This is a genomic window from Mycobacterium sp. IDUB_19, from assembly GCF_055419445.1.
Genome location: NZ_JBVAXR010000013.1, coordinates 107,186 through 132,453, shown reverse-complemented (window position 1 = coordinate 132,453; position 25,268 = coordinate 107,186). Strand labels below are relative to the sequence as shown.

At 66.4% G+C, this 25,268-nt stretch carries 25 protein-coding genes; 17 read left to right on the top strand and 8 right to left on the bottom strand.

The genetic code is table 11. The features are described 5' to 3' along the window. Nucleotides 1-171: 171 nt before the first annotated feature. From ACZY0B_RS13365 to ACZY0B_RS13320, 10 genes are all read left to right on the top strand, one after another. The gene (locus ACZY0B_RS13365; protein WP_463764592.1) at nucleotides 172-939 is read left to right on the top strand and encodes a dienelactone hydrolase family protein; all 768 of its coding nucleotides are present in this window, start codon (nucleotides 172-174) and stop codon (nucleotides 937-939) included. A gap of 12 nt (nucleotides 940-951) precedes the next feature. Beyond that, the gene (locus tag ACZY0B_RS13360) at nucleotides 952-1,224 is read left to right on the top strand and encodes a DUF6295 family protein (RefSeq protein WP_463764591.1); all 273 of its coding nucleotides are present in this window, start codon (nucleotides 952-954) and stop codon (nucleotides 1,222-1,224) included. A 7-nt stretch (nucleotides 1,225-1,231) separates the two neighbouring features. After that, nucleotides 1,232-1,999: a DUF427 domain-containing protein gene (locus tag ACZY0B_RS13355; RefSeq protein ID WP_463764590.1), complete on the top strand. Its 768-nt coding sequence runs from the start codon at nucleotides 1,232-1,234 to the stop codon at nucleotides 1,997-1,999. 352 nt (nucleotides 2,000-2,351) lie between these two features. Then, complete coding sequence (locus ACZY0B_RS13350; protein ID WP_463764589.1) at nucleotides 2,352-3,767, top strand: ammonium transporter; 1,416 nt, start codon at nucleotides 2,352-2,354, stop codon at nucleotides 3,765-3,767. Nucleotides 3,768-3,771: 4 nt separating this feature from the next. Further along, nucleotides 3,772-4,110 carry a P-II family nitrogen regulator gene (locus ACZY0B_RS13345; protein WP_463764588.1) on the top strand — a complete coding sequence of 113 codons (339 nt, stop codon included), beginning with the start codon at nucleotides 3,772-3,774 and terminating at the stop codon, nucleotides 4,108-4,110. 473 nt (nucleotides 4,111-4,583) lie between these two features. Continuing rightward, nucleotides 4,584-5,735: a YncE family protein gene (locus ACZY0B_RS13340; protein WP_463764587.1), complete on the top strand. Its 1,152-nt coding sequence runs from the start codon at nucleotides 4,584-4,586 to the stop codon at nucleotides 5,733-5,735. A gap of 124 nt (nucleotides 5,736-5,859) precedes the next feature. Continuing rightward, the gene (locus ACZY0B_RS13335; protein WP_463764586.1) at nucleotides 5,860-7,491 is read left to right on the top strand and encodes a long-chain fatty acid--CoA ligase; all 1,632 of its coding nucleotides are present in this window, start codon (nucleotides 5,860-5,862) and stop codon (nucleotides 7,489-7,491) included. A gap of 113 nt (nucleotides 7,492-7,604) precedes the next feature. Further along, on the top strand, nucleotides 7,605-8,078 hold the full coding sequence (locus tag ACZY0B_RS13330; protein ID WP_463764585.1) for an SRPBCC family protein: 474 nt from the start codon (nucleotides 7,605-7,607) through the stop codon (nucleotides 8,076-8,078). 31 nt (nucleotides 8,079-8,109) lie between these two features. Beyond that, nucleotides 8,110-8,997, top strand: a complete 888-nt coding sequence (locus ACZY0B_RS13325; protein ID WP_463764584.1) for a class II glutamine amidotransferase — start codon at nucleotides 8,110-8,112, stop codon at nucleotides 8,995-8,997. 1 nt (nucleotide 8,998) lies between these two features. After that, nucleotides 8,999-9,868, top strand: coding sequence for a patatin-like phospholipase family protein (locus tag ACZY0B_RS13320; protein WP_463764583.1), 870 nt, complete (start codon nucleotides 8,999-9,001; stop codon nucleotides 9,866-9,868). 11 nt (nucleotides 9,869-9,879) lie between these two features. On the opposite strand, the gene ACZY0B_RS13315 is transcribed toward ACZY0B_RS13320, so the two are convergent. Then, nucleotides 9,880-10,917: a patatin-like phospholipase family protein gene (locus tag ACZY0B_RS13315; protein WP_463764582.1), complete on the bottom strand. Its 1,038-nt coding sequence runs from the start codon at nucleotides 10,915-10,917 to the stop codon at nucleotides 9,880-9,882. Nucleotides 10,918-11,020: 103 nt separating this feature from the next. Next, on the bottom strand, nucleotides 11,021-11,434 hold the full coding sequence (locus tag ACZY0B_RS13310) for a lipoprotein LpqV (protein ID WP_463764581.1): 414 nt from the start codon (nucleotides 11,432-11,434) through the stop codon (nucleotides 11,021-11,023). Nucleotides 11,435-11,588: 154 nt separating this feature from the next. Between ACZY0B_RS13310 and ACZY0B_RS13305 the strand changes: the two genes are divergently transcribed. Continuing rightward, nucleotides 11,589-12,185 (top strand): cupin domain-containing protein, encoded by a 597-nt coding sequence (locus ACZY0B_RS13305; RefSeq protein ID WP_463764580.1) that lies wholly within the window; start codon nucleotides 11,589-11,591, stop codon nucleotides 12,183-12,185. Further along, complete coding sequence (locus ACZY0B_RS13300; RefSeq protein ID WP_463764579.1) at nucleotides 12,185-12,625, top strand: rhodanese-like domain-containing protein; 441 nt, start codon at nucleotides 12,185-12,187, stop codon at nucleotides 12,623-12,625. The genes ACZY0B_RS13305 and ACZY0B_RS13300 overlap by 1 nt, the downstream gene beginning before the upstream one ends. On the opposite strand, the gene ACZY0B_RS13295 is transcribed toward ACZY0B_RS13300, so the two are convergent. From ACZY0B_RS13295 to ACZY0B_RS13285, 3 genes are read right to left on the bottom strand one after another with little or no spacing between them, the layout of a single operon-like run. Further along, nucleotides 12,626-14,428 carry an alpha/beta hydrolase gene (locus ACZY0B_RS13295; RefSeq protein ID WP_463764578.1) on the bottom strand — a complete coding sequence of 601 codons (1,803 nt, stop codon included), beginning with the start codon at nucleotides 14,426-14,428 and terminating at the stop codon, nucleotides 12,626-12,628. A gap of 10 nt (nucleotides 14,429-14,438) precedes the next feature. After that, entirely contained in the window at nucleotides 14,439-15,221 is a 783-nt protein-coding gene (locus ACZY0B_RS13290) for an enoyl-CoA hydratase (protein WP_463764577.1), read from the bottom strand. Nucleotides 15,222-15,234: 13 nt separating this feature from the next. Then, the gene (locus tag ACZY0B_RS13285; RefSeq protein ID WP_463764610.1) at nucleotides 15,235-16,272 is read right to left on the bottom strand and encodes an enoyl-CoA hydratase/isomerase family protein; all 1,038 of its coding nucleotides are present in this window, start codon (nucleotides 16,270-16,272) and stop codon (nucleotides 15,235-15,237) included. A 254-nt stretch (nucleotides 16,273-16,526) separates the two neighbouring features. On the opposite strand from ACZY0B_RS13285, the gene ACZY0B_RS13280 reads away from it, so the two are divergent. Beyond that, nucleotides 16,527-17,390 carry a Bax inhibitor-1/YccA family protein gene (locus ACZY0B_RS13280; RefSeq protein ID WP_463764576.1) on the top strand — a complete coding sequence of 288 codons (864 nt, stop codon included), beginning with the start codon at nucleotides 16,527-16,529 and terminating at the stop codon, nucleotides 17,388-17,390. Between the two features lie 137 nt (nucleotides 17,391-17,527). Here ACZY0B_RS13280 and ACZY0B_RS13275 read toward each other — a convergent pair whose 3' ends face one another. Both ACZY0B_RS13275 and ACZY0B_RS13270 read right to left on the bottom strand, forming a co-directional pair. Next, nucleotides 17,528-18,745: an acetyl-CoA C-acetyltransferase gene (locus ACZY0B_RS13275; RefSeq protein WP_463764575.1), complete on the bottom strand. Its 1,218-nt coding sequence runs from the start codon at nucleotides 18,743-18,745 to the stop codon at nucleotides 17,528-17,530. Nucleotides 18,746-18,836: 91 nt separating this feature from the next. Continuing rightward, the gene (locus ACZY0B_RS13270) at nucleotides 18,837-19,784 is read right to left on the bottom strand and encodes an SGNH/GDSL hydrolase family protein (protein ID WP_463764609.1); all 948 of its coding nucleotides are present in this window, start codon (nucleotides 19,782-19,784) and stop codon (nucleotides 18,837-18,839) included. 242 nt (nucleotides 19,785-20,026) lie between these two features. Here ACZY0B_RS13270 and ACZY0B_RS13265 point away from each other — a divergent pair, with 242 nt between their 5' ends. The 4 genes from ACZY0B_RS13265 (at nucleotide 20,027) to ACZY0B_RS13250 (ending at nucleotide 24,586) form a co-directional block, all read left to right on the top strand. After that, nucleotides 20,027-21,094 (top strand): alpha/beta hydrolase, encoded by a 1,068-nt coding sequence (locus ACZY0B_RS13265; protein WP_463764574.1) that lies wholly within the window; start codon nucleotides 20,027-20,029, stop codon nucleotides 21,092-21,094. Between the two features lie 87 nt (nucleotides 21,095-21,181). Continuing rightward, the gene (locus ACZY0B_RS13260; protein ID WP_463764573.1) at nucleotides 21,182-22,588 is read left to right on the top strand and encodes a cystathionine beta-synthase; all 1,407 of its coding nucleotides are present in this window, start codon (nucleotides 21,182-21,184) and stop codon (nucleotides 22,586-22,588) included. Nucleotides 22,589-22,685: 97 nt separating this feature from the next. Beyond that, entirely contained in the window at nucleotides 22,686-23,366 is a 681-nt protein-coding gene (locus ACZY0B_RS13255; RefSeq protein ID WP_463764572.1) for an RDD family protein, read from the top strand. A 53-nt stretch (nucleotides 23,367-23,419) separates the two neighbouring features. Beyond that, on the top strand, nucleotides 23,420-24,586 hold the full coding sequence (locus ACZY0B_RS13250; protein WP_463764571.1) for a cystathionine gamma-synthase: 1,167 nt from the start codon (nucleotides 23,420-23,422) through the stop codon (nucleotides 24,584-24,586). 13 nt (nucleotides 24,587-24,599) lie between these two features. Here the strand turns inward: ACZY0B_RS13250 and greA are convergent, their stop codons facing one another. Then, a complete protein-coding gene (gene greA, locus ACZY0B_RS13245; RefSeq protein WP_463764570.1) occupies nucleotides 24,600-25,094 on the bottom strand; it encodes a transcription elongation factor GreA in 495 nt (164 codons plus the stop codon). Between the last annotated feature and the right edge of the window lie 174 nt (nucleotides 25,095-25,268).

Below are 25,268 nucleotides of genomic sequence, written 5' to 3'. Positions count from 1 at the left end.
CGCAGGCGCAACACCCAGGACGCATACTCGACGAAAGCGGCGCTGAAGGGCCCGGCTGAGCCCCTCGTTGAAGTTCGGATACGTTGGTTTCCGGCGGGCGCGCCCCCGACAAGCACCCGGACGAGCCGCAGGCGCTCCGCACCCGATTGCGGCCCAGCAAGGAGCATTTCGATGAACGCGGTCAGCCCGGACGCCATTCGCGCGGAGACGATCACCATCACCGGCCACGGCGGTGACGAGGTCGAGGCCTATCGCGCTTGTCCAGTTTTCGAGCCGCTCGCGGAAGGATCGCGCGGCGGGATCGTCTGGATCCATCACATGCCCGGCTACGACCGGGAAACCAAGGAGTTCGTTCGCCGGCTTGCCGTCAGCGGCTATCACGCGGTGGCGCCGAATCTGTACTCCCGCGAGGCACCGGGCGCCGCTCCCGACGACGCGGCCGCGACGGTGCGCGCGGCGGGCGGGGTGCCCGATGAGCGCTTGGTCGGCGATGTCGCGGGGGCGGTCGAGCACCTGCGGTCGTTGCCGGGGGCCAACGGCAAATTCGGCGTTATCGGTCACTGCTCGGGCGGCCGGCACGCCTACCTGGCCGCCTGCTCGCTGCAGTTCGACGCCGCGGTGGACTGCTACGGCGCCTTCATCGTCGAGGATCGGCCGGACGGACTGCCCAAGGCGATGCAACCGATCCTGCACCTGGCGCCCAAGCTGAGTTGTCCGCTGCTGGGCTTGTTCGGGATCGACGACAGGTTTCCGGCCCCGGCCGCGGTGGCCACGCTGGACGCCGAGCTGACCAAGTTCGACAAGCCACACGAATTCCACTCCTACGAGGGCGCGGGTCACTCGTTCTTCTCCGTCGACCGGCCGGCGTATCGGCCCGAGGCGGCCGTCGACGGCTGGCGCCGCATCGACGATTTCTTCGGCACTCACCTGAAAGGCTAGGTCCGCCAACCTATGTGCACATATCTGACCGAGCACGTCGAGATCGATGGCAGCGGCAAGGGCGCGCTGGGGTGGTTCGGTGCCGACCGCGCGACCGTCTACGTCGACCACCCTGTCCACGCGCCCTACGGCCACACGGTCAACATCGACGTGCTCAATCCGGAGCTGGGACCGTCGGCGCGGGTCGCCCTGGAGCTCACCGCGGAAAGCGCGCTGGCGTTGGCCGACGCCATCCACAAAGCGATTGCGAATGCGCCGGCCGGCCTCGCGTCCAAGGATCAGTAGGTGAGCCATGACCGAGAATGACTACCCCCAGACCGCCGCCGCCCGCGGACGGATCGAGCCCGCACCGCGGCGGGTCCGGGGCTTCCTGGGCGACGAGCTGGTCTTCGACACGACCGCAGCACGCTACGTGTGGGAAATCCCTTATTACCCGGCGTATTACGTGCCGCTGGCGGATGTGCGCCCGGAGTTTCTGCGCGACGAGAACCACGCGCAGAAGGTGCAGTTCGGGGCGTCGCGAATGCATGCCCTGGTCGGGGCCGGCCAGACGCACCCGTCGGCCGCGCGGGTGTTCGACGCCGACAGCGACAGCCCGGTGGCAGGCACCGTGCGTTTCGAATGGGACGCGCTGCGGTGGTTCGAGGAAGACGAGCCCATCTACGTCCACCCGCGCAACCCTTACTCGCGGGTCGACGCGCTGCGCTCGCACCGGCACATTCGGGTCGAGCGCGACGGCGTCGTGCTGGCCGATACCCAGTCGCCGGTGCTGCTCTTCGAAACCGGTTTGCCGACAAGGTATTACATCGACCCCACCGATGTCTTTTTCGCGCACCTGGAGCCCAGCCCGACCCAGACGCAGTGCCCGTACAAAGGGGTGACGTCGGGCTACTGGTCGGTGCGCATCGGCGACACCGTGCATACCGACCTCGCGTGGACGTATCACTTCCCGCTGCCGGCGGTAAGTCAGATCGCGGGCCTGGTGGCCTTCTACAACGAGAAGCTCGACATCGCCGTCGACGGTGTCAGCCTTGCGCGGCCGAAGACGCAGTTCAGCTAATTGACCTACGACATCGCGCTGCAAATGCAGAAGTAATCTTGGATTGGCAGCAAAGCAGCTTAGCTAATTAGCTAGTTGGCAAAGCGGGATATGTAATTCGCAGCGAAAATTCAGCTAAATTACAGGTGACCGCCAGTCATTTCTCAATTTGGTCGGCCACCGCCGGAAAAGTTGCCTTGAAACCATGCTTCATCAGGGACGATCGTCCGCGCTGGGCATATGCAATGAATATTTAAACCATTGAATACACCACTGAAACATTCAGATTCGACGCTTCCACCCGTTACGGCGTGATACGCACGGCAGCTGATTCCAATGAGCCGGTTGGCTCGAATTGGGGTGTGTCTGAACCATGGTGCCCTATCCTGATTGGCTAAATCCCGGAGACAACGCCTGGCAGTTGGTGGCGGCGACGCTCGTCGGCCTGATGAGTATTCCCGGCATCGCCGTTCTGTACGGCGGGATTGTCCAGAAGAAGTGGGCCGTCAACACCATGCTGATGGCCTTCACCGGCTTCTCGCTGGTGCTCGTCGTGTGGGTGCTGTGGGGCTTCAAGCTGGGCTTTGGCCAGCCGCTGAAGCTCGGCCCCGGCATCCTGCGCGCCGCGATCGGAATTCCTCGTACGATCCTCAGCACCAACAACCAAGAGCAGGCCGTCATCCCGCTGCTGGACGGCACCATGCCCAAATTCCGCTTCTCGGAGACCACGCTGGCGTACTTCCAGTTCGTGTTCGCCGCCATCACGCCACTGCTGTTCCTCGGCAGCGTCATCGGCCGGATCAACTTCAAGGTGTGGCTGATCTTCGTGCCGCTGTGGTCGACGTTTGCGTACTCGGTCAACGCGTTCCTGTTGTGGGGCGGCGGCTGGTGGTCGCAGGCAGGCGCTCTGGACTACAGCGGCGGGTACGTGATCCATCTCGCAGCCGGCACAACCGGATTCGTCGCTGCCGCGGTGATCGGTCCGAGGCTGGCGCGTGATCGGGAACGCGCGGTGCCGAACAACCTTCCGATGGCCGCGGTCGGCGCCGGCGTGTTGTGGTTGGGCTGGAATGGGTTCAACGGCGGCGACCCGTACTTCTCGGGTGCCGACGCCTCGCTGGCGGTAATCAACACCAACCTCACCACCGCGGTCTCCCTGCTGACCTGGGTGCTCTGGGACATATTCGCGAGCAAGCAGCGCAAGCCGACGTTTCTGGGCGCCATCAACGGCATGATCACCGGGCTGGTCGCGATCACCCCGGCGGCCGGTTATGTCAACAGTTTCGGCGCGATGGTCATTGGCGTCGTCGCCTCGTCGCTTGTCTGGATGTCCTGGAATTGGCTTGGTAGAACACGACTGTTCCAGAAAGTCGATGACACCCTGGGTGTGTTCCACACGCACGGGGTGGCGGGTTTGGCCGGCGGGTTGCTCGTCGGGGTGCTCGCCGACCCCAAGGTCGTTGTGTACCTCGGCGGAACTGGGGGGCAGGACGTGACCTACTCCGGTTGGCTGTGGGGGCATCACCCAAAGCAGATATTGATCCAGGCGGGTGCCGCGGCCACCGTCATTTTCTGGGATGCGCTTGTCACGTTTGTCATTTTGAAAATCCTTGGCCTCTTCATGAAATTGCGGTTGCCCGACGAGGTCCTGGAAACGGGTGACGTCGGTGTGCACGACGAAGAGGCCTACCCTGACGAAGCGCTCGTCACCGGTCGCCGGGTCGATTTACCGGCGGCTCCCCGAGCTGAGGCAGTGGCGTCCAAACCCACTGAGCCAGTGGATGGTTGATGCCATGAGGCTGATCACGGCGATCGTCAAGCCGTTCACGATCGATGGCGTCAGGCATGCCGTTGAGTCCGCTGGTGTGCTTGGTTTGACCGTCACCGAAGTCCAGGGTTACGGCAGGCAACGTGGGCATACCGAGGTCTATCGCGGAGCCGAGTACGCAGTCGACTTCGTCCCCAAGGCCCGTGTCGAGGTTGTGGTCGACGACGAGGTTGTCCAGCGAGTGGTGGATGCCATCGTCGCTGTCGCTCGCACCGGAAAGATCGGCGACGGCAAGGTGTGGGTTTCTCCGGTCGAGAGCGTGGTCCGTATCCGGACCGGGGAACGCGACCACGACGCGCTCTGACGTCGACGAACGTCGAGCGCTGAGCAGGCGGGAATCGACGTCGGTGTTTCCGCGGACACACGAGCATCTAATTCCACCGGCGACACGGGCAATCGGAAGAATGTGACATTTGCCTCTTTTTGCCGACAAACCTAATAAATTCTTACGCCGCTATCGGGTAGACGCCCACAGCATAGTTAGCTAGGATTAGCATATCCACAGTTAGGGGTTGCTCGGGTTGTTCGCCAGCGGGTGACCGTGTATATACTCGGTAACTATCACCTGAGCGGATCCTGAGGCCGCACGGTGATTTAGCCGACAGTGCCGATCTAAATGCTTTTTGGCCGAAATTCGGCCAGTAAAATTTGTGCAGATCAGCGCATTTTTTCGGGTGCTGAAATGCGGCTATCCCCAGCCGCCGGTGTCGCATCACGGTTTGCGGCGACTGGCGCGCGCTGGGGATGGCCGTCAACAACAGCGAAGGCGGTACGAACGTGAGCGAACTGAACGGCCGGGAGGCCGCCCGCGAGATCGTCGAGGTTGACCCGACACCGGTGGCCCCGGTGGCTGTGGAGATCGCGGTCGGCAACGGCCCGATCAGCGGCATCGCCATCAGCCGCGACGGCCGACGACTGATGGTGACCAACTACGGAGCTGACCGCGTCTCGGTCGTCGACACCGACACCTTCCGCGTCGTCGAGACGATCGACGGCGTGGACGAGCCGTTTGCCATTGCGGTGGGCGGCCAGGGAAAGGCATACGTCAGCACGGCATCGGCGTCCTACGATTCGATCCAGGTCGTCGACATGTCCACGAACGCGGTGGTCGCAACACATCCGCTGGCACTCAGCGTGAGCGATCTCGCGGTCGATTCCGCGGGGCGCCAAGTGTATGCGAGCCGCAACGCGGCCGGTGTCGCCGACCTCGCGGTCTTGGACACCGCGACCGGCCGGATCCAGGCGATCGATGTCGCGGACGCCGCGGCGCCGGGCACCGCGACGGAATGTGTGCGCGTGCGCCCCGACGGAACTCGGGCCTATGTGGGGATCAACGGCCCCGCCGGCGGCCGGCTCGTCGCGATCGGCACGAAAGCGCAGTCCGACGAGGCCGGCAGCCGTGCAGGCTGGCGGAAGAAGCGCAGCACCGGCCAGCAGACCGCGTTGCGGGTGGTCGGCACCGTGGAGATCGGCTTGCCCGTCCGCGACGTCGCACTGAGCCCCACCGGTGCGCTCGCCTACGTGGCGAGCTGCGCTCCGGAGGTGGGGGTCGTGGTCGACGTCATCGACACCCGGACCAACAAGATCACCAACACGCGCAAGGTCGGCGAGATCGGCATCCTCACCGGGATGACGCTGTCCGCCGACGGCGATCGCGCCTATCTGGTCAGCGACGTCGGCGTCACCGTGTTGTGCACGCTGACCCACGACGTCATCGCCACCATCGGGGCGGGTACGCAGCCGTCGTGCGTGGTGGAAAGCCCGGATGGGACGCGCCTGTACATCGCCGATTACTCCGGTGCCGTAAGCGTCGCGCCGATCGCCTCGGCCACCACATTGGCCATCGAGAGCACCGCGAACGACGGCGAGTTGTCGACGACCGCTTGGATGCTGCCCGACCTCGTGCCGCAGGAGCCGGTGCCCGCCTAGCCCTCGGTCGGGGAGACAACACGCCTTGTCGGGGGGATCCGGTTCGCACGATGTGGCGCGGCGATACCATTCGCCCGACCGACCATGTGGCGGTGCTGCGCCGAGACCGTAAGGCGGTAGATCGATGGACAGCACAATGCAGGACTTTCCGCTGACAATCACCGCGATCATGCGGCACGGCTGTGGTGTCCACGGGGCCCGAACGGTTACCACCGCGACGGATGACGGCTACCGCCACACCACCTACCGCGAATTGGGTCAGCAGGCCGCCCAACTGGCGAACGCGTTGCGCGGCCTGGGAGTGGCCGGAGACCAGCGGGTCGCGACGTTCATGTGGAACAACGCCGAGCACCTGGCGACTTACCTGGCGGCGCCGTCGATGGGTGCCGTGCTGCACACCCTCAACATCCGGCTGTTCCCCGAGCAGATCGCCTACGTGGCCAACGAAGCCGAAGACCAGGTCGTACTGGTGGATATGTCGCTGGCCAAACTGCTCGTGCCGATACTGCCCGAGCTCGAAACGGTGCACACCGTGATCGCGGTCGGGGACGGCGACACGGCGCCGCTGCAGGAGTCGGGCAAGACCGTGCTGCGCTACGCGGAGTTGATCGCGGACCAGTCGACCGAATTCGACTGGCCGAGCATCGACGAGAATTCCGCGGCCGCGATGTGCTACACCAGCGGCACCACCGGCAACCCCAAAGGTGTTGTCTACAGCCATCGTTCGAGCTTCCTGCACACCATGGCAGCGTGCAGCACCAACGGGATCGGGGTTGGGTCCTGTGACCGGGTGTTGCCGATTGTGCCGATGTTCCACGCCAACGCGTGGGGGCTGCCGTACGCGGCGTTGATGGCGGGCGCCGACTTGGTGCTGCCCGATCGTCACCTCGACGCCCGATCGCTGATCGACATGGTCGAGAAGCTGCGGCCCACCCTGGCCGGCGCTGTGCCGACCATCTGGAACGACGTGATGCATCATCTCGAAAAGGACCCCGACCACGACATTTCGTCGTTGCGCCTGGTGGCCTGCGGTGGCTCGGCCGTTCCGGTGTCGATGATGCGCACCTTCGAAGACAAGTACAACGTCCAGATCCGGCAGCTGTGGGGAATGACCGAGACGTCGCCGCTGGCCACCCTGGCCTGGCCGCCGGTCGGAACCCCGGAGGACCGGCACTGGGCCATCCGCGGCACCCAGGGCCAACCGATCTGCGGCGTGGAGATGCGCATCGTCGACGACGACGACGAGGTGCTGCCCAACGACGGCCAGGCCGTGGGGGAGGTGGAAGTCCGTGGCCCGTGGATCACGGGCTCCTACTACCTCGGTCACGACGACTCCAAATTCGATTCCGGCTGGTTGCGCACCGGCGATGTCGGCCGCATCGACGAGGAGGGCTTCGTCACCCTCACCGACCGCTCCAAGGACGTGATCAAGTCCGGCGGGGAGTGGATCTCCTCGGTGGAGTTGGAGAACTGCCTGATCGGTCACCCGGACGTGCTCGAGGCCGCCGTCGTCGGAGTTCCCGACGAACGCTGGCAGGAACGCCCACTCGCCGTCGTCGTCCTCAACGAAGGCACGTCGGCCAGCGCCGACGAGTTGCGAACGTTCCTCTCGGACAAGGTCGTTCGTTGGTGGTTGCCCGAGCGGTGGACGTTTGCCGACGAAATCCCGCGCACCAGCGTGGGCAAGTACGACAAGAAGGCCATCCGATCCCGCTACGCGGACAACGGATACCAGGTCACCGAGGCGCGCGACTGAAACCCGCCACCGCGAGCTGGGGGTACCTCCCACGCAGCACGGGGAACACAGAATCGCGTACCTTCACACCGAACGTGCGATTCTGTTTCTGCTCGCGAGAAAGGGTTGAACCCATGGCACATTCGCGTGTTGTTTCCGAATCGCTGGTGATTCCCGTTCCCCCCGATCAGGCCTTTCACCGCACCCTGCCGGCACCGCTTCCAGAACTCTTCAGCCGCCGGTACGGTCCGTTCCCGCCGATCAAGGAAGTCCGCGACCAGACCGGAGCGTGGGACGCCGCCGGCCAGACCCGCACCGTGGTGTTGGCCGGTGGTGGCAGCACCCGCGAAGAGCTGACCAGCGTTGACCCGCCGCGATCGTTCGGCTACCGGCTCGGCGATGTCACCGGCCCGATGGCGTTGCTGGTCGACCACGTGCTGGGCGAGTGGATCTTCACCCCGGCCGCCGGCGGCACCCAGGTCACCTGGCGCTGGGACATTCACGCGAAGTCGGCGCTGACCGCGTTGGCGCTCCCGTTGTTCGCGACGATGTGGAAGGGCTACGCGCGCCAGGCGCTGCGCGACCTGTCGGTGATGCTGACACGCTGACCCCGCAACCGCATTCGGTAGCGTCGAGCGCATGTGTCGACTCTTTGGCCTGCACGCCGGCACGCGCGCTTGCGCCGCGACCTTTTGGCTGCTGGACGCACCGGACAGTCTGTCGGAGCAGAGCAGGCGGAACCCGGACGGCACCGGCCTGGGTGTGTTCGAATCCGACAGAAAACCGCGGCTGCACAAGGAGCCGATAGCGGCGTGGCGTGACGCCGACTTCGCGACCGAAGCTCACATGGAGACCGGTACGACATTCATCGCCCATGTGCGCTACGCGACGACCGGTTCGCTCGACATTCGCAACACCCACCCGTTCCTGCAGGACGGCCGGATCTTCGCGCACAACGGTGTGCTCGAGGGACTGGAGATCCTCGACGAACGGCTGCGCGAGGTCGGCACCGATGATCTAGTGCTGGGCCAAACCGATTCCGAGCGGGTGTTCGCGTTGATCACCGCCTCGATCCGCGCCGCCAACGGCGACGTCCCCGCCGGCCTGGCCGATGCGATGACCTGGCTAGCGGCGAACGTGCCGATCTATGCGGTCAACGTGCTGTTGAGCACGGCCACAGACATGTGGGCGTTGCGCTACCCGGAAACTCACCAACTCTGCCTGCTGGACCGGCGCGACGAGGCCGGTGCACCCGATCGGGAGTTTGAGTTGCGTACCAAGCGAATTCACGCGCAGTCCGACGTTCTGTGCACGCGGCCGTCGGTGGTGCTGGCGACCGAGCCGATGGACGACGACCCACGCTGGCGTCTGCTGCAATCGGGCGAGCTGGTGCACGTCGACGGCTCGCTGCAGATCAACCGGACGATGATCCTGCCGGACCCGCCCCGGCATCTGCTGCGTCGCGAGGATCTCAGCGAACCGGTCCAAGATGCGCAGCACGCGCTGCCGAACACCCGGAAGTTGTGACATGACGATCAGACGCGCGCTGGTACTGGCCGGTGGGGGAATAGCCGGAATCGCTTGGGAGACAGGCATTCTACAGGGCATTGCCGATGAGTCGCCGGCTGCGGCACGGCTGCTGCTGGGTTCGGATGTACTGGTCGGGACCTCGGCGGGGTCGGCGGTTGCCGCGCAGATCGGCAGCGGCAGCACGCTGGCGGCGCTGTTCGATCGGCAAGTCGCCGAAACGTCGAACGAGATCGATTCCGGCGTCGACGTCGAGACCATCACCGAACTTTTCCTGACCGCACTGGCCGAGCCGTACGACGAGTCGCTGCCCAGGACGCGTCAGCAGATGCAGCGGATCGGGGCGGTGGCGCTGGGCACCAAAACCGTTCCCGAGCCGGTGCGCCGCGAGGTGATTGTGCGGCGCCTGCCATCGCACGACTGGCCCAACCGCACGCTGCGCATTACCGCAATCGACACGGGCACCGGCGAATTGGTGGTCTTCGACCGCGGTTCGGGAGTGCAGCTGGTCGATGCGGTGGCGGCCAGCTGCGCGGTGCCAGGCGCGTGGCCGCCGGTGACGATCGCGGGCCGGCGGTATATGGACGGCGGCATCGCCAGCTCGGTGAACCTCGAGGTCGCCCGCGACTGCGACGCGGCCGTGATGTTGGTGCCCTCGGCGCCCGACGCCCCATCGCCGTTCGGCGACGGGCCGGCCGCCGAGATCGCGGCCTTCGACGGCGCCGCATTCGCGGTATTCGCCGACGACGACTCGTTGAAAGCGTTCGGGCCCAACCTGTTAGACCCGCGCTGTCGCGTCGCCTCGGCCGAGGCGGGACGTGAGCAGGGTCGCCGCGAGGCGCAGACCGTCGCACGGTTCCTGGGTGTTTGATCGGCGGGTGATCAGCCCTCGATCGCGGGCGGTACGGGTTCGTCAGCCACGCGTTCGAACGCATCGAGGGCCTGATCGGCCAGCATCCGGCCGACGTCGATCACCTCTGCGGCTCGGTGAAAATCCAGGCTCCGGCAGGTCGAACGTGGTACCTCGATCAGCAGATCGGGCGGGTAGGCCGACAGCATGTGGCGGGTGAGCGCCGACTGGGCGATGTCAAACGCCCGGTACATCACCTCGAAGCTGCCCAGTTTCGGAACCCCGGGCCCGTCGGCGAGGTCGTCGGTGTCCTCGTCGCCGGATTCCTCCGTCCAGCTGTCCGCGCCGAATCGGCTCAACACGGCTCGCGCGGTGGGCCGGTCGAGCAGCGACCGGACAGCCGACGTGTCTAGCAGCGCAGAAGTGCTGCGCACCATGCGGTTCAGCAACTCGACGGTGGCGCCGGGCTCGGGCTCTCGTTTGGCGATCACCTCGCTGCCGCTGACGCTCACGGCGATCGTCAGGTCCGCGTTGACCGCGGCGAGCGGGCCCATCGGCAGCGGATCCAGGATGCCGCCGTCGGCGAGCAGGCGTCCGCCGACTTCATGGGGAGGGATCACCCCCGGAATCGCGATGGATGCCCGGATCGCCTCGTCGAGCGGTCCGTGCTGAAACCACACCGACTTACCGGCCAGCAGATCGGTCGCGACCGCGGTGTACGGGATCGGCAGTTCCTCGATCGTGACCGGGCCGAGGATGTCGCGTACCGCCTCCAAGATCTTCTCGGCCCGCATCACCCCTGCCGCGCTGATCGACGGGTCGAGCAGCCGCAGAATAGTGCGTTGCGTCAGCGACTTCGCCCAGTCGGCGAACTCGTCGAGCCGTCCGGCAGCTTGCAGACCCCCGATCATCGCGCCCATCGATGAGCCGGTGATCCCCACGATCTCGAAGCCGCGTGTGTTGAGCGCCTCGATCACCCCGATGTGGGCGTAGCCGCGGGCGCCGCCGCTCCCGAGCGCGATGGCGACCCGGGGCGGTGATGATCGTCGCGCGACGGCTTCGGTAGGCACCCCTACATTTTGCGTGGCGGATCGGGCCCTCGCCGGGCCGGGGCGGCACTTTTTTCAGCCGTGATCGCAATTGCGCAGGAGTTCGAAGCGCAGCCCCCGGCCGCTACCCGCATTCGTCGTTGGCGGCCGCCCGCGCGGCGGTGATCACCGCCGCCTGCCGGGCCGGCGTCAGGTCCGCCCACCGGGCGTTCCAGCTGCCCGCGGTGCCCGAGGGCGAGGTCTGGACCATCGCCAAATAGGGCTCGAACGGGGATTCTCCGGTCTTGGGCCGGGCGTCCATCCACACTTTTGCGGCATGACAGGCCTGGTAATACTCTTCTTCGGTCGAATCGGCGGGGACATCGACCCTGGTCGTCACGCCGGCGGGGGAGAGACCGACAGCCCCGGGTGGCGCCGAACTCGGGCCCTGCGCAACGGCCGGCGACCGCGTCGTTGACGACGTGACCTTGCCCGCGGGGCCACCGCCCGGCGAGCACCCCGTGACCGAAGACAGTCCGGTCAAACCGGTCGCCACCATGAGCGCGCCCCATACCAGGGGCCGACGACTGCACCAGCGCACGGTCTCAATCTATGCAACACTGGCGGCCGTGATGGAGCGCTTCGGATTTTGCGAGTGTTGTCGGCCTTAACGCGCCGCCTCTTGCCCAATCCGTTCTCCTGGAGCTCTCCCAATGTCTTTGCCTGTCGCCAGTTCCGTTGCGTTGCGTTCACCGAGAATCGCGTCGCCCGCCCCGGGGCCCACCCGGCTGCGGGTTCCCGACCTGCTGCACGCCACCGACCAAGCCGCCGACGACGTGCTCAGCGGCCGTTGTGACCACCTGCTGCCTGACGGCGGCGTACCGGATTCGCGTCGCTGGTTCACCCGCATCCACGGCGACGACGAACTCGACGTCTGGCTGATCAGCTGGGTTCCGGGTCACGCCACCGAATTGCACGACCATGGTGGCTCGTTGGGTGCGCTGACCGTGGTGTCCGGGTCGATGAACGAATTCCGTTGGGACGGGCGCAGATTGCGGCGCCGCCGCCTCGACGCCGGTGACCAGGCCGGGTTCCCGCTGGGCTGGGTGCACGACGTGGTGTGGGCGCCCAGGCCAGTGCCGAGCCCGGGCCCGGGGACCGTCATCCCGATCAAGGCACCGGTTGCGCCGACGCTGAGCGTGCACGCCTACTCGCCGCCGCTGAGCGCGATGTCGTACTACGAGGTCACCGGAAACAACGCATTGCGCCGCCAGCGCACCGAACTGACCGACCAGCCAGAGGGGACGTGATGAGCCGTATCGACGTGGTGTTGAGATCCGCCCGGCGCCGCTATCGCCGGCTTGGAGCCGCCGAGGTGCCCGATGCGCTGCGGCGCGGGGCGGTGCTCGTCGATATCCGGCCGCAGGCGCAGCGATTTCGCGAGGGTGAGGTGCCGGGCGCGTTGGTGATCGAACGCAATGTCCTGGAATGGCGTTGCGACCCGACCAGCGACGCCCGCCTGCCGGAAGCCGTCGGCGACGACGTCGAATGGGTGATCCTGTGCTCGGAGGGCTACACCTCCAGCCTGGCGGCAGCCGCACTACTGGACATCGGCCTGCACCGTGCCACCGACGTCGTCGGCGGGTATCACGCGCTGGCCGGCGCCGGCGTGCTTGCCGAATTGGGTGGTGATTCGATCAATCCGGCGGGGCTGGCGAACGTCGGCGGGAGCGGCCGCCGCTGGCTCTAGCTAACCGGTGGAGGTGGCATCGGCATGCAGCAACGGCCGTAGCCGCTCGGTTTTCTCCGGCGTCCACCCGGGCGGCGACAACACCGAGGCCCAGCCGTTGGCGACGTCGGCGACATAGCGGTGGCCGTGCCCGTCCGGCACATCCACGGCGACCGCCATGTCCGCCGACACCTGCAGGAAAGTCACCACCGGAATCCACCGCGTTTGCGGGAGCACGTCGTAACCGCGCCGTTCGCGCAGCCAATCCGGTTTGCTGAACAGCAAATCCGGCGTCCACCAGGCGATCGGGTCGGAGGCGTGCTGCAAATACACCACCCTGGGCGCACCCCACGGATCCTTGGGACGGTCCAGATTGCTTGGGCGCGCGACGAATCGGACGTTGCGACCATCGTTGTAGATGGGCAGCCACTCCGGCGAACCGGCGTCTCGGGTGGAGGTCAGGTCCGTCCAGATGGTGTTGTTGAAGGTCGGTCCACTGAACAGGGCACCGTCGGTGCGGGCCAGCACGTTGTTGAGGCTCATGAACGGCGCCTCACCGCCGAACGATCCCAGGCTCTCGCCGAACACGACGAGCTTGGGACGTTGTCCCTCGGGCAATTGCCGGATGAGTTTGTCGACGGCCTCGAACAGTGCCTGGCCGGCGTGCCGGGCGTTCTCCTTGTCCACCAGGAACGAGAGCCAGCTCGGCAAGAACGAATACTGCATGCTGACGATCGCGGTGTTGCCGTTGTACATGTATTCCAGCGCCGAAGCTTCCGCCTCGTTGACCCAGCCGGTCCCAGTGGTCGTCGCGACGGCGACGACGGCGCGCTGCAGCCCGCCGGTGCGCTGCAGTTCCCGCGCCGCCAGCTCCGCGGTCGCCGTGATGCCGTCCGCGGAGTTCAGCCCGGCATAGGTGCGGATCGGCTCGGTGGCCGGCGCGCCGTTGAATGCGGTCAGCTCGTCGGTTCTGGGGCCGCCTTTGACGAAGATGCGGCCCTGGTGGCCCAACGAATCCCACGACACCAGCGACTGCGGGCCGCCGGATCGCAGCGGGGTGGTCGGTGACGTGGTGTTCGGGTTCATCTCATTGTTGGCCGAGGCGAACGTGTTGTTCATGGTGCGCATCGCGAACTTGAGCACCACGCCGTTGAGCAGGGTGATCGTCAGTACCACGAGCAGCGCCACGACGATGGTCGCCGAGAGGCGAAACGGCGCGATCCGGTCGAGTTGTCCCACAAGGAAACTGACCAGCATGCGGATGGCCTGGCCGATTTCGACCATCGTGAACAGCACGACGATGGACAGGATCGCGGCCGTCGGGTAGTCGTACCACTTCAGGTGCGCGACACCCATCAGGTCGCGCACGTCGTCCTGCCAAACGTGGAACCAGATCGCCATCAGCACCTGGATCACGACGGCGACCGGGATCAACACCTTCCACGCCCAACGCGGCGGCGGTGGGCTGTAATTCTTTGCGCGCATGTAGCGCACCAGCCAGACGGAAAAGACGCCCAGTCCATAACCGATGGCGCCGGAAATCCCGCTGACCAACGCCTGGAACAGCGCGCTGCGCGGCAGCAGCGACGGCGTCAAGGAGAACCAGATGAAGATCAGACCGACCGTGGTGCCGGTGAAGGTGTAGTGCCGCACCCAAAACGGCTTCGTGGCGATTTCCACCAGCCCGGCAGCATCGGCGTTTTCCGCACCCGCTTCGGGTTCAGTGGCCACACCGGTCGGCGGGGCGTCGCCGGTCCCCGCGATGTTGTCTGCGCCGGCGGCTGATTCCTCGTCGGTGCCGGTCGTCGAACCTGGCTCGCTCACGCCGAGGATCTTATCGATGCGTGAAGTTCGGAGCGCGCTTCTCGACGAATGCCGCCATTCCCTCGGACTGATCATCGGTCGCGAAAGTCGAATGGAACAGCCTGCGTTCGTAGAGAAGCCCCTCGGCCAGGGTGGATTCGAAGGCACGGTTGACGGCTTCCTTGGCCATTCGGGCCGCCGAGAGCGACATCTGCGAAATGGTGGTGGCGACGGCCTTGGCCTCGGTCAGCAGGTCGGCGGCCGGCACCACCCGCGAAACCAGGCCGCTGCGTTCGGCTTCTTCGGCGCCGATGGTGCGGCCGGTCAGGATCAGGTCCATCGCCTTGGCCTTGCCGATGGCGCGGGTGAGGCGCTGCGAGCCGCCCATGCCCGGCAGCACACCGAGTTTGATCTCTGGCTGGCCGAATTTCGCGGTGTCGGCCGCGATCAACAGGTCGCACATCATCGCGAGCTCGCAGCCACCGCCGAGTGCGTGGCCGGCCACGGCGGCGATCGTCGGGGTGCGGATGGCGGCCAGCTTGCCCCAGGTGGCGAAGAAGTCGGCGCCGAACGCGTCGGCGAAGGTCAGCGCGGCCATCTCCTTGATGTCGGCCCCGGCCGCGAACGCCTTCGCGGAACCGGTGATGATGATCGCCCCGATACCCGGGTCGTTATCGAATTCGGCTGCCGCACTGGTGACTTCGTTCATCACCGCAGTGTTGAGCGCGTTGAGTGCCTGCGGCCGGTTCAGCGTGATGATTCCGACCCGCTGATCGCGCTCGACCAGGATGGTTTCGTACGTTGTCTCGCTCATCCAAACCGCCTTTCTAGAAACTCAAGTCGTCGTCGACCGGCGCGAAATACGCATCGATGTCGGCCGCGGAGACCGCGGCGAGGTTCGGCGGCGACCACTTCGGATTGCGATCTTTGTCGATGATCTGCGCTCGAATGCCTTCCACCAGATCGTGGGAGCGCGCCGACGCCGACGACACCCGATAGTCCTGGACCAGAACATCTTCCAGAGTTTCCATCTTCGCGGCCCGGCGCACCGCTTCCAGCGTCACCGACACCGCGATGGGGGATCGGGTGGCGATCAGGTTGGCGGCGTCCTGCGCCGGGCCGGCGTCATGCCCGCGCAGCGCGGCGACGATGTCCTCCACAGTCTCGCCGGCGAAGCAATTGTCGATCCAATCGCGTTGCGCGACAAGATCACTGGCCGGTGGCTCAACGGCGTGGGTGGCCAATGCGCTTTCGACGCCGTCGTCGACGATCGCTTGGGTGAACGCACCCAGCTGGGCGTGCGGGACGTAGTGATCCGCGAACCCCAGCGCGATGGCGTCGGCCCCGGAGAACGGCGCGCCGGTCAGCGCGGCGTGCAGGCCGAGCGCGCCCGGCGCCCGGGACAGCAGAAATGCGCCGCCGACGTCGGGGATGAACCCGATGCCGACTTCCGGCATTGCGATCTTCGAGGTTTCGGTCACCACGCGGACGCTCCCGTGTGCGCTGACGCCGACCCCGCCGCCCATCACGATCCCGTCCATCAACGACACGTACGGCTTGGCGAACCTGCCGATCTGACCGTTGAGCAGATACTCGTCGCGCCAGAATTTACGCACCTCGACGCCATCGTTGCGGGCGCTGTGATAGACCGCGACGACGTCGCCGCCGGCGCACAGCCCGCGCTCGCCGGCTCCGGACAGCACCACCGCGCGCACCGCATCGTCGCTTTCCCAACGGGTGAGCAGGGGGCCGAGCACGTCGACCATCGTCTGGTTCAGCGAGTTGATTGCTTTGGGGCGGTTGAGCGTGATCAGGCCGACGCCATTGTCGATTCGGGTCAATACCTCGTTGGATTCGTCAGTCACGCCTTCGGTCACGCCCTGGCCTCCATCGCCGAAATCTGTGCCCGCGGCGTCGCGTTGCCGGGCCCTGACCAGCAATCTAGATCGTTACAACAGACGCGATACCCGCGGGTAAGGGTTATGTTTGAGCCGACGACAGCAGCCGTGCCCGGAGATACCCTGAAAACACCAGTTCCGCTGGGAACCTGGGAAGGCGACTGATCGTTGAGCAGGTGTTCGCACAGCTCGAACCCACAGTCTTAAGAGAGGAACCGACGGTGCGGGAAACTAGCAACCCGGTATTTCGTTCGCTGCCCAAGCAGAGCGGCGGATATGCGCAGTTCGGCACTGGCGCGGCCCAGGTGCAGCAGGGGTACTACCAAGGCGACCCCTACACAGCAGCTCCATATCAGGAGGCCAAGGCCTCCCGTCCGCTGACCATCGACGACGTCGTCACCAAGACCGGCATCACGCTGGCGGTGTTGACGGCCTCTGCCGTGGTCTCGTTCTACTTGGCGTCAACCAACCTCGCGCTGGCGGCGCCGCTGACCTTCATCGGCGCAATCGGCGGTTTGGTGCTGGTGCTGATCGCCACGTTCGGCCGCAAGCAGGACAACCCGGCGATCGTGCTCAGCTACGCCGTTCTCGAGGGGCTGGCCCTCGGCGCCATTTCGCTTCTACTGACGTTCCAGGTATCGGTCGGCGGAGGTCGGTCGGTTAACGCCGGGGCGATGATCGGCGAGGCCGTCCTGGGGACCCTCGGCGTGTTCTTCGGGATGCTCGTCGTCTACAAGACCGGCGCCATCCGGGTCACGCCCAAGTTCACCCGGATGGTGGTCGCCGCCCTGTTCGGGGCGGTGTTCCTGATGCTCGGCAACTTCGTTTTGGCGCTGTTCGGTGTCGGCGGCGGCACCGGCCTGGGCCTGCGCAGCGGCGGACCCGTGGCGATCATCTTCTCGCTGGTTATGATCGGAATCGCGGCGTTCAGCTTCCTGATCGACTTCGACGCGGCCGACCAGATGATCCGCGCGGGAGCGCCGGAGAAGGCGGCGTGGGGTATCGCGCTGGGCCTGACCGTGACGCTGGTCTGGCTTTACCTCGAGATCCTGCGTCTGCTCAGTTACTTCCAGGGCGACAGGTAGTCCGACTGACCAAAAAGCCGGCACGCCCACGGGCGTGCCGGCTTTTTTGTGCGCGAGCGCGGTGCTCGACGCGCGTTGAGTGTGCGGTCATACCGTCCTGGGCACACACTCGGCGCCCAGGACGCACACCCGACGCGCTAGCTGAGCCGCTCGATGACCATCGCCATGCCCTGGCCGCCGCCGACGCACATGGTCTCCAGACCGAAAGTCTTGTCGTGGGTCTGCAGGTTGTTGATCAGCGTCGCGGCGATGCGGGCGCCGGTCATGCCGAACGGGTGGCCTAGGGCGATGGCGCCACCGGAGACGTTCAGCTTGTCCTCGTCCATGCCCAGCTCGCGGGCCGAGCCCAGCACCTGAACTGCGAAGGCCTCGTTGATCTCGTAGAGGTCGATGTCGTTGATCGACATGCCGGCCCGGGCCAGCGCCTTCTTGGACGCCTCGATCGGGCCCAGGCCCATGATCTCGGGTGAGAGGCCGCTGACGCCGGTGGACACGATGCGGGCCAGCGGCGTCAGGCCCAACTCCTTGGCCTTGGTGTCGCTGGTGATCACCAACGCCGCCGCGCCGTCGTTGAGCGGGCAGGCGTTGCCCGCGGTCACGGTGCCGTTGGGCCGAAACACCGGCTTGAGTTCGCTGATCTTCTCGTACGTGGTCCCGGGACGCGGGCCGTCGTCGGTGCTCACCGTGGTGCCGTCGGGCAGGGTCACCGGCGAGATCTCCCGCTCGAAGAACCCGCTCTTGATCGCTTCCTCGGCGCGGTTCTGGCTGCGCACTCCCCAGTGGTCCTGGTCTTCGCGGCTGACGCCGGTCAGCAGCGCGACGTTCTCCGCGGTCTGACCCATCGCGATGTAGACGTCGGGAATGTGATCGTCCGTGCGGGGGTCGTGCCACTCGTCGGCGCCGCCGGCCGCGGCGGCGGACCGCTCCTGCGCCTCGTTGAACAGCGCGTTCTTGGTGTCCGGCCACGAGTCGGCGCTGCCCTTGGCGAAGCGGGACACGGTTTCCACACCTGCCGAGATGAACACATCGCCCTCGCCCGCCTTGATCGCGTGGAAAGCCATCCGGCTGGTCTGCAGCGACGACGAGCAATACCGGTTGACGGTGGTGCCCGGCAGGAAGTCATAGCCCAGTTCGACAGCGACCACGCGCGCCAAGTTGAATCCGCCCTCACCGCCGGGCTGGCCGCAGCCCAGGATCAGGTCGTCGATCTGGTGCGGGTCGAGCGCGGGCACCTTGTCGAGCGCGGCGCGCACCATCTGCACTGCCAGATCGTCGGGCCGCATGCTGACCAGCGACCCCTTCATGGCGCGGCCGATCGGCGAACGGGCGGCGGAGACGATGACGGCTTCGGGCATGACGATTCCCTCCAATGGGCTACGGGCTCGTAACGATCGGGTGGCACACCCACCCCGACGGGCTAAGGCAAATCTAGTCGGTGGTGATTGGTCAGTTCGACGATGGGGCGGCCGAGCTGGGCGCCGGCCGCCGCCACAGCCGCGACATGGCACTCAGCGGGGTGTGGCCCGCGCTGACCATGGGTGTCTCGGCGCGCGCCGCCAAATTCAGCACCGGACTCTCGACCTCCACCCCCAGCACATCGCAGAGCGCCACCAGCAGCTGCGCCGCCGCCAGCGCGTACGCGGTCGCTGAGGGATGGAAGCCGTCGGCCGAGAACATCAGCTCGGGTGTGGCGCGGAATTGCGGAGCCAGCAGGTTCGCCAGCGGCACCGGCACGCCGCCGGAGGACCTCACCGCCGCGGCCTGCGCACGGGCGAGTTGTCTGGTCCGCGCGCGTGCCAGCGAGCGCAGCGGCTGCGGGATCGCGGTGATCACGCCCAGGTCCGGGCAGGTGCCGACGATCACCGCCGCGCCGCGCGAGCCCAACTTGCGCACCGTTCTGCCCAGCCGCCGCGCGGACTGGCTGATCCCGTTGAGGGCGGTGACGTCGTTGGCGCCGATCATCATCACGGCCACGTCCGGTGGCGGTCCGGCCACGAACATCGCGTCGACTTGGCCGCTGACGCCTTTCGAGGTGGCACCGACAATTGCCTTGGTGCTCAACCGAATACGCTTGCCGGTCTGCTCGGCCAGGCCGCGCGCGATCAGCACGCCCGGCACTTCTTCGGCACTGGTGCACCCGTACCCGGTGGCGGTGGAGTCCCCGAAGATCATCAGGTGCAGGTCCGCGGTCATGCCGCGCTGCCACCGTTCCACCGACCCGCCCCCCGGGCTGTACACGCCGTCGGCGCGGGGCGGGATGTCCCAGGCCTTGGGGATGACGGTGCGCGCGTGCGTCGCCTGGCCGACCAGCAGGTTGCGTGCGCCCAGATAGGCCGTCCCCGTCGAGGCGAGTGCCCCCGCTGTGGCCAGGGCGATGGTCGAGCGACGCGGCACCCTCATGCTCACGGAATCAGTTTAGATCGGCTGTCGTGTTTGCGCGGACGCCCGACAAACAATGCGGTCACGTTGTGAATCAGATGTGGTATCAAATCAGACTCTTCAAACGTTCTCCTAAGAAATGCCTGCGAAGCTAAGTTCAACGGGTTGGCTGAACGACTCGGCGCACGAAATGAACTGGGCGCTTGGCTAGCTCGTCACATGCTGTACCGCACTACAACGGCGTAGGAGTGTCGAGCATGACCGCACCCAGCAAGGTTTCCGGTGCACCCCGGAATACCGGGCACCTCCGTGACCTGCTCAAGTCGCGTAGGGCCGAGGCACGCAAATTCGCTATCAGCGACGGCGCGCCGGTCGAGGTCATCGAGTCGGGCCCCAGTGTCCCGGCACGAGTAGCCACGCTGGCTTCACGCGTGACGATCCGGCCGATTTTGGCGGCCGGCAGCTACGCGCCCAACCTGCCGTGGCCATGGGGCCTGATCGACCTCGCGGCCCGGGCGTTGTTGCCCGCCTCCGCCACCGTGCGGCAGACCGTGAAGTTGCCGAATGCGTCGGCGCAATTGGTCCGCGCCCCCGGCGTGCTGCCCGCGGACGGCACCCGGCGGATGGTGCTCTACTTCCACGGCGGAGCGTTCCTGACCTGCGGAGCAAACTCCCACGGCCGGGTGGTCGAATCGATTTCGAAGTTTGCTGACTCGCCCGTTCTGGTGGTGAATTACCGGCTGTTGCCCAAGCATTCGGTGGGCATGGCGCTGCACGACTGTCACGACGCCTACCGGTGGCTGCGGCGGCGCGGTTACGAGCCGGACCAGATCGTGCTCGCCGGAGATTCCGCGGGCGGGTACCTCGCGCTGACCCTCGCGCAACGGCTGCAGGAGGAAGGCGAGGAGCCGGCGGCGCTGGTAGCGATCTCGCCACTGCTGCAGTTAGCAAAGGAATACAAGCAATCGCATCCCAATATCAAGACGGATGCAATGTTTACCGCCAAGGCTTTTGATGCGCTCGTCGAATTGGTTGCTGGCGCGGCCGAGAAGAACATCGTCGACGGCAAGGCCGAGGAGATTTACGAACCCCTGGAGCACATCAAGCCCGGGCTTCCGCGCACGCTGATCCACGTTTCGGGATCCGAGGTGCTGCTGCATGACGCGCAGTTGGCGGCGAGCAGGCTTGCCGCCGTTGGGGTGCCGGCCGAAGTTCGGGTCTGGCCCGGCCAGGTGCACGACTTCCAGCTGGCGGCGCCGGTGGTGCCCGAAGCCGTCCGTTCGCTGCGCCAAATCGGGGAGTACATCCGCGAAGCCACCGGCTAGCCGCATCGGTCCTTCGCCGCGCGTCCGATCTCGATCGCACCGAGAGTGGGTGTGCGCCGGCCACAAATGGCCTGAGACGATGAACGCATGCGAATTGCGCAGCACATCAGTGACATCATCGGCGGCACGCCACTGGTTCGCCTGAACTCCGTCATCCCCGCCGGCGCTGGCACTGTTGCGGCAAAGGTCGAATACCTCAACCCGGGCGGCAGCTCCAAGGACCGCATCGCGGTGAAGATGATCGACGACGCCGAGGCCAGCGGGCTGCTCAAGCCGGGCGGCACCATCGTCGAACCCACCTCGGGCAACACCGGTGTCGGTCTGGCTCTGGTTGCCCAGCATCGCGGCTACAAGTGCGTGTTCGTCTGCCCGGACAAGGTCAGCGAGGACAAGCGCAACGTGCTGATCGCGTACGGCGCGGAGGTGGTGGTGTGCCCGACGGCGGTGCCGCCCGAGCACCCGGAGAGCTACTACAGCGTCTCCGACCGGCTGGTCGCAGAGATCGACGGCGCCTGGAAGCCCGATCAATACGCCAACCCGCAGGGACCGGCCAGCCACTACGAGACCACCGGGCCCGAGATCTGGGCCGACACCGACGGCAAGGTCACCCACTTCGTCGCGGGCATCGGCACCGGCGGGACGATCACCGGCGCGGGCCGCTACCTCAAGGAGGTGTCCGGCGGCGCGGTGCGCGTCATCGGCGCCGACCCTGAAGGGTCGGTGTATTCGGGCGGCAGTGGCCGGCCCTATCTGGTCGAGGGAGTAGGCGAGGACTTCTGGCCCGCCGCTTATGACCCGGGAGTGCCCGACCAGATCATCGCGGTGTCCGACTCCGACTCGTTCGACATGACCCGGCGGCTGGCTCGTGAAGAAGCCATGCTGGTCGGCGGCTCGTGCGGGATGGCTGTGGTGGCCGCGGCGAAGGTGGCCGAGGAAGCCGGGCCCGACGCGCTGGTCGTCGTGTTGCTCCCCGACGGCGGCCGCGGCTACATGTCGAAGATCTTCAACGACGGGTGGATGTCGTCGTACGGCTTCCTGCGTACCCGCCTCGACGGCTCGACCGAGCAGCCCACGGTCGGTGACGTGCTGCGCGGGAAGTCGGGTGCGCTGCCCGACCTGGTACACACCCACCCCTCGGAGACGGTGCGCGACGCCATCGGCATTCTGCGGGAGTACGGGGTGTCTCAGATGCCCGTCGTGGGCGCCGAGCCACCGGTGATGGCCGGTGAGGTCGCCGGCAGTGTCTCCGAGCGCGAACTGCTCTCGGCCGTCTTCGAGGGCCGCGCCAAATTGGCCGACGCCGTCTCCGTGCACATGAGCCCGCCGCTACCGATCATCGGTGCCGGCGAGGTGGTCAGCGCCGCCGGAAAGGCATTGCGCGACTGGGACGCGTTGATGGTCGTCGAGGAAGGAAAGCCCGTCGGCGTCATCACCCGATACGACCTGTTGGGCTTTCTGTCGGACGGGCCTCGTGGACCCGCAGGGCGGCGCTAGCGACGCGGCCTGGACCTGGCACGGAGCCGCCACGGAAGGCGGCTCTCAGGTATGTTAATGCGGCTAGTTCCGCTAACCCGCAGTGGAAGGTTGCACCATGACCGATCAACCGCCGCCCTCCTCGCCGCCCGAACCGCCTGGCGGCTATGAACCCCCCTCCGGCGGGTATGAACCCACTCCTTCCGCGCCGGGCGCCTCGTACCCGCCACCGCCGCCTCCGCCGCCCGGCGGCGGTTACCCCCCGCCTCCGCCGGCCGCCGGTGGATACGCGCCGCCGCCGCCCGGACCGGCGGTCCGTGCGCAGCCCACGGACTCCTACACGCCATGGCTCACGCGGGTGATCGCGCTGATCATCGACTACCTGCCCTACGCGATCGTGCAGGGCATCGGCACCGGGATCATGTACGCCACCCAGACGTCGTCCTGCGTCACCGACATCACGCAGTACGACGTCAGCCAGTACTGCGCCAGCCAGCCCTCGACGATCGGCCAATTGGTGCAATGGCTCGCGACGCTGGTGGGCTTGGCCTACTGGATCTGGAACCGCGGCTACCGCCAGGGCACCACCGGTTCGAGCCTCGGCAAGACGGTGATGAAGATCAAGGTGGTCAGCGAGACCACCGGACAGCCGATCGGTTTCGGGTTGTCCGTCGTGCGCGACCTCGCCCACTTCGTCGACGCGGTCATCTGCCTGATCGGTTTCCTGTTTCCGCTGTGGGACGCCAAACGGCAGACTCTCGCCGACAAGATCATGACAACGGTCGTCCTGCCGATCTGACTGCTCCGAGTGCGCCTGACGCGATCGTGCGCCGCTCACTAGGCTGATCGTCGATGAGCGAAAACCGTAACGGACGCCACGCAATCGCCGGGCTGGCCACCAAGGCCATCCACGCCGGCTACCACCCGGACCCGGCAACCGGAGCGGTGAACGCGCCGATCTACGCCAGCAGCACGTTCGCCCAAGACGGCGTCGGGGGCCTGCGCGGCGGATTCGAATACGCGCGCACCGGCAACCCCACCCGGGCCGCGCTGGAGGCCTCGCTGGCGGCCGTCGAAGGCGGCGCTTACGGGCGTGCGTTCAGTTCCGGCATGGCCGCAACCGACTGTGCCCTGCGGGCGATGCTGCGGCCCGGCGACCACCTGGTCATCCCAAATGACGCCTACGGTGGCACATTCCGCCTGATCGACAAGGTCTTCAGCCAGTGGAACGTCGGGTATACGCCGGCGGCGCTGTCCGACCTCGACGCGGTACAGGCCGCGATAACGCCGCAGACCCGGCTGATTTGGGTCGAAACACCGACGAATCCACTGCTGTCCATCGCCGATATCGCGGCCATCGCTGAACTGGGCCAGCAGCATTCCGCAAAGGTGTTGGTGGACAGCACCTTTGCCTCACCCGCGCTGCAGCAGGCGTTGACGCTGGGCGCCGACGTCGTGCTGCATTCGACCACCAAGTACATCGGTGGCCACTCCGACGTGGTGGGTGGCGCGTTGGTCACCAACGACAAAGCACTCGACGATGCCTTCGGTTTTCTGCAGAACGGCGCCGGCGCCGTGCCGGGCCCGTTCGACGCCTACCTGACGATGCGCGGCCTGAAGACCTTGGTGTTGCGAATGCAGCGGCACAGCGAAAACGCTTTGGCCGTATCGGAATTCCTGGCCGGGCATCCCTCGGTGAGCACGGTGCTATATCCGGGTCTGGCCACTCATCCGGGCCACGACGTCGCCGCGAGGCAGATGGCGGGCTTCGGCGGCATGGTCTCGGTGCGCATGCGCGGTGGCCGCGCGGCCGCCGAAAAGCTGTGTGCCGCCACCTCGGTGTTCATCCTGGCCGAATCGCTGGGTGGGGTCGAGTCGCTGATCGAACACCCCAGCGCGATGACGCACGCGTCGACCGCCGGTTCGCAATTGGAAGTACCCGACGACCTGGTGCGGCTTTCGGTGGGAATCGAGGACATCGCCGACCTGCTGGCCGATCTCGAACAAGCCCTGGGCTAGTTCGCGAGGCGAACTACGAGTGATACGGCTCCGCGCTGAGCAGCGTGACCTTGACGGTGTTCCCGTTGGGCACGGTGTAGCTGCGGGTCTCGCCGACCTTGGCGTCGATCAGGGCCTCACCCAGAGGCGACTTGGGTGAATACACCTCAAGCTTTCCTTCGTTGACGCCCTCCTGGCGGGTGGCGATCAGGAAGGTCTCGGTGTCCGACTTGTCGCCGTCGTAGTAGACCTTGACGACCGATCCGGGCAGCGCCACGCCGGACTGCTTGGGTGCCTCGCCGACCTTGGCGTTGTTGAGCAAGTCCTGCAGCTGGCGGATGCGCGCCTCCTGCTGGCCCTGCTCGTCGCGGGCGGCGTGGTAGCCGCCGTTCTCCCGCAGGTCGCCCTCTTCGCGACGATCGTTGATTTCCGCGGCGATGACCGGACGATTTGCGATCAGCTGATCGAGCTCCGTCTTGAGCCGGTCATGTGACTCCTGGGTCAGCCAGGTCACCTGAGTGTCCGTCATCTTGTCGTGCTCCTCGTCGTGTCGTTCCGCGTATCCGCGTCAGCCTCTGCATCCCGCTGAAGGGAGTGTCTGGGTCCCGCCCCGTGCTGCCGTTCCGGCGTGCTCACGGCCGCTAATGCAGCAATACACGGTCCCAGCAGGAACCGTGCATTCATCCATGTTACCACTGTGGAA

Coding starts and splice junctions, on each gene's coding strand:
- ACZY0B_RS13365 (WP_463764592.1), top strand. CDS start 172: ATGAACGCGGTCAGCCCGGACGCCATTCGCGCGGAGACGATCACCATC.
- ACZY0B_RS13360 (WP_463764591.1), top strand. CDS start 952: ATGTGCACATATCTGACCGAGCACGTCGAGATCGATGGCAGCGGCAAG.
- ACZY0B_RS13355 (WP_463764590.1), top strand. CDS start 1,232: ATGACCGAGAATGACTACCCCCAGACCGCCGCCGCCCGCGGACGGATC.
- ACZY0B_RS13350 (WP_463764589.1), top strand. CDS start 2,352: ATGGTGCCCTATCCTGATTGGCTAAATCCCGGAGACAACGCCTGGCAG.
- ACZY0B_RS13345 (WP_463764588.1), top strand. CDS start 3,772: ATGAGGCTGATCACGGCGATCGTCAAGCCGTTCACGATCGATGGCGTC.
- ACZY0B_RS13335 (WP_463764586.1), top strand. CDS start 5,860: ATGGACAGCACAATGCAGGACTTTCCGCTGACAATCACCGCGATCATG.
- ACZY0B_RS13330 (WP_463764585.1), top strand. CDS start 7,605: ATGGCACATTCGCGTGTTGTTTCCGAATCGCTGGTGATTCCCGTTCCC.
- ACZY0B_RS13325 (WP_463764584.1), top strand. CDS start 8,110: ATGTGTCGACTCTTTGGCCTGCACGCCGGCACGCGCGCTTGCGCCGCG.
- ACZY0B_RS13320 (WP_463764583.1), top strand. CDS start 8,999: ATGACGATCAGACGCGCGCTGGTACTGGCCGGTGGGGGAATAGCCGGA.
- ACZY0B_RS13310 (WP_463764581.1), bottom strand. CDS start 11,434: ATGGTGGCGACCGGTTTGACCGGACTGTCTTCGGTCACGGGGTGCTCG.
- ACZY0B_RS13305 (WP_463764580.1), top strand. CDS start 11,589: ATGTCTTTGCCTGTCGCCAGTTCCGTTGCGTTGCGTTCACCGAGAATC.
- ACZY0B_RS13300 (WP_463764579.1), top strand. CDS start 12,185: ATGAGCCGTATCGACGTGGTGTTGAGATCCGCCCGGCGCCGCTATCGC.
- ACZY0B_RS13290 (WP_463764577.1), bottom strand. CDS start 15,221: ATGAGCGAGACAACGTACGAAACCATCCTGGTCGAGCGCGATCAGCGG.
- ACZY0B_RS13275 (WP_463764575.1), bottom strand. CDS start 18,745: ATGCCCGAAGCCGTCATCGTCTCCGCCGCCCGTTCGCCGATCGGCCGC.
- ACZY0B_RS13265 (WP_463764574.1), top strand. CDS start 20,027: ATGACCGCACCCAGCAAGGTTTCCGGTGCACCCCGGAATACCGGGCAC.
- ACZY0B_RS13260 (WP_463764573.1), top strand. CDS start 21,182: ATGCGAATTGCGCAGCACATCAGTGACATCATCGGCGGCACGCCACTG.
- ACZY0B_RS13255 (WP_463764572.1), top strand. CDS start 22,686: ATGACCGATCAACCGCCGCCCTCCTCGCCGCCCGAACCGCCTGGCGGC.
- ACZY0B_RS13250 (WP_463764571.1), top strand. CDS start 23,420: ATGAGCGAAAACCGTAACGGACGCCACGCAATCGCCGGGCTGGCCACC.
- greA (WP_463764570.1), bottom strand. CDS start 25,094: ATGACGGACACTCAGGTGACCTGGCTGACCCAGGAGTCACATGACCGG.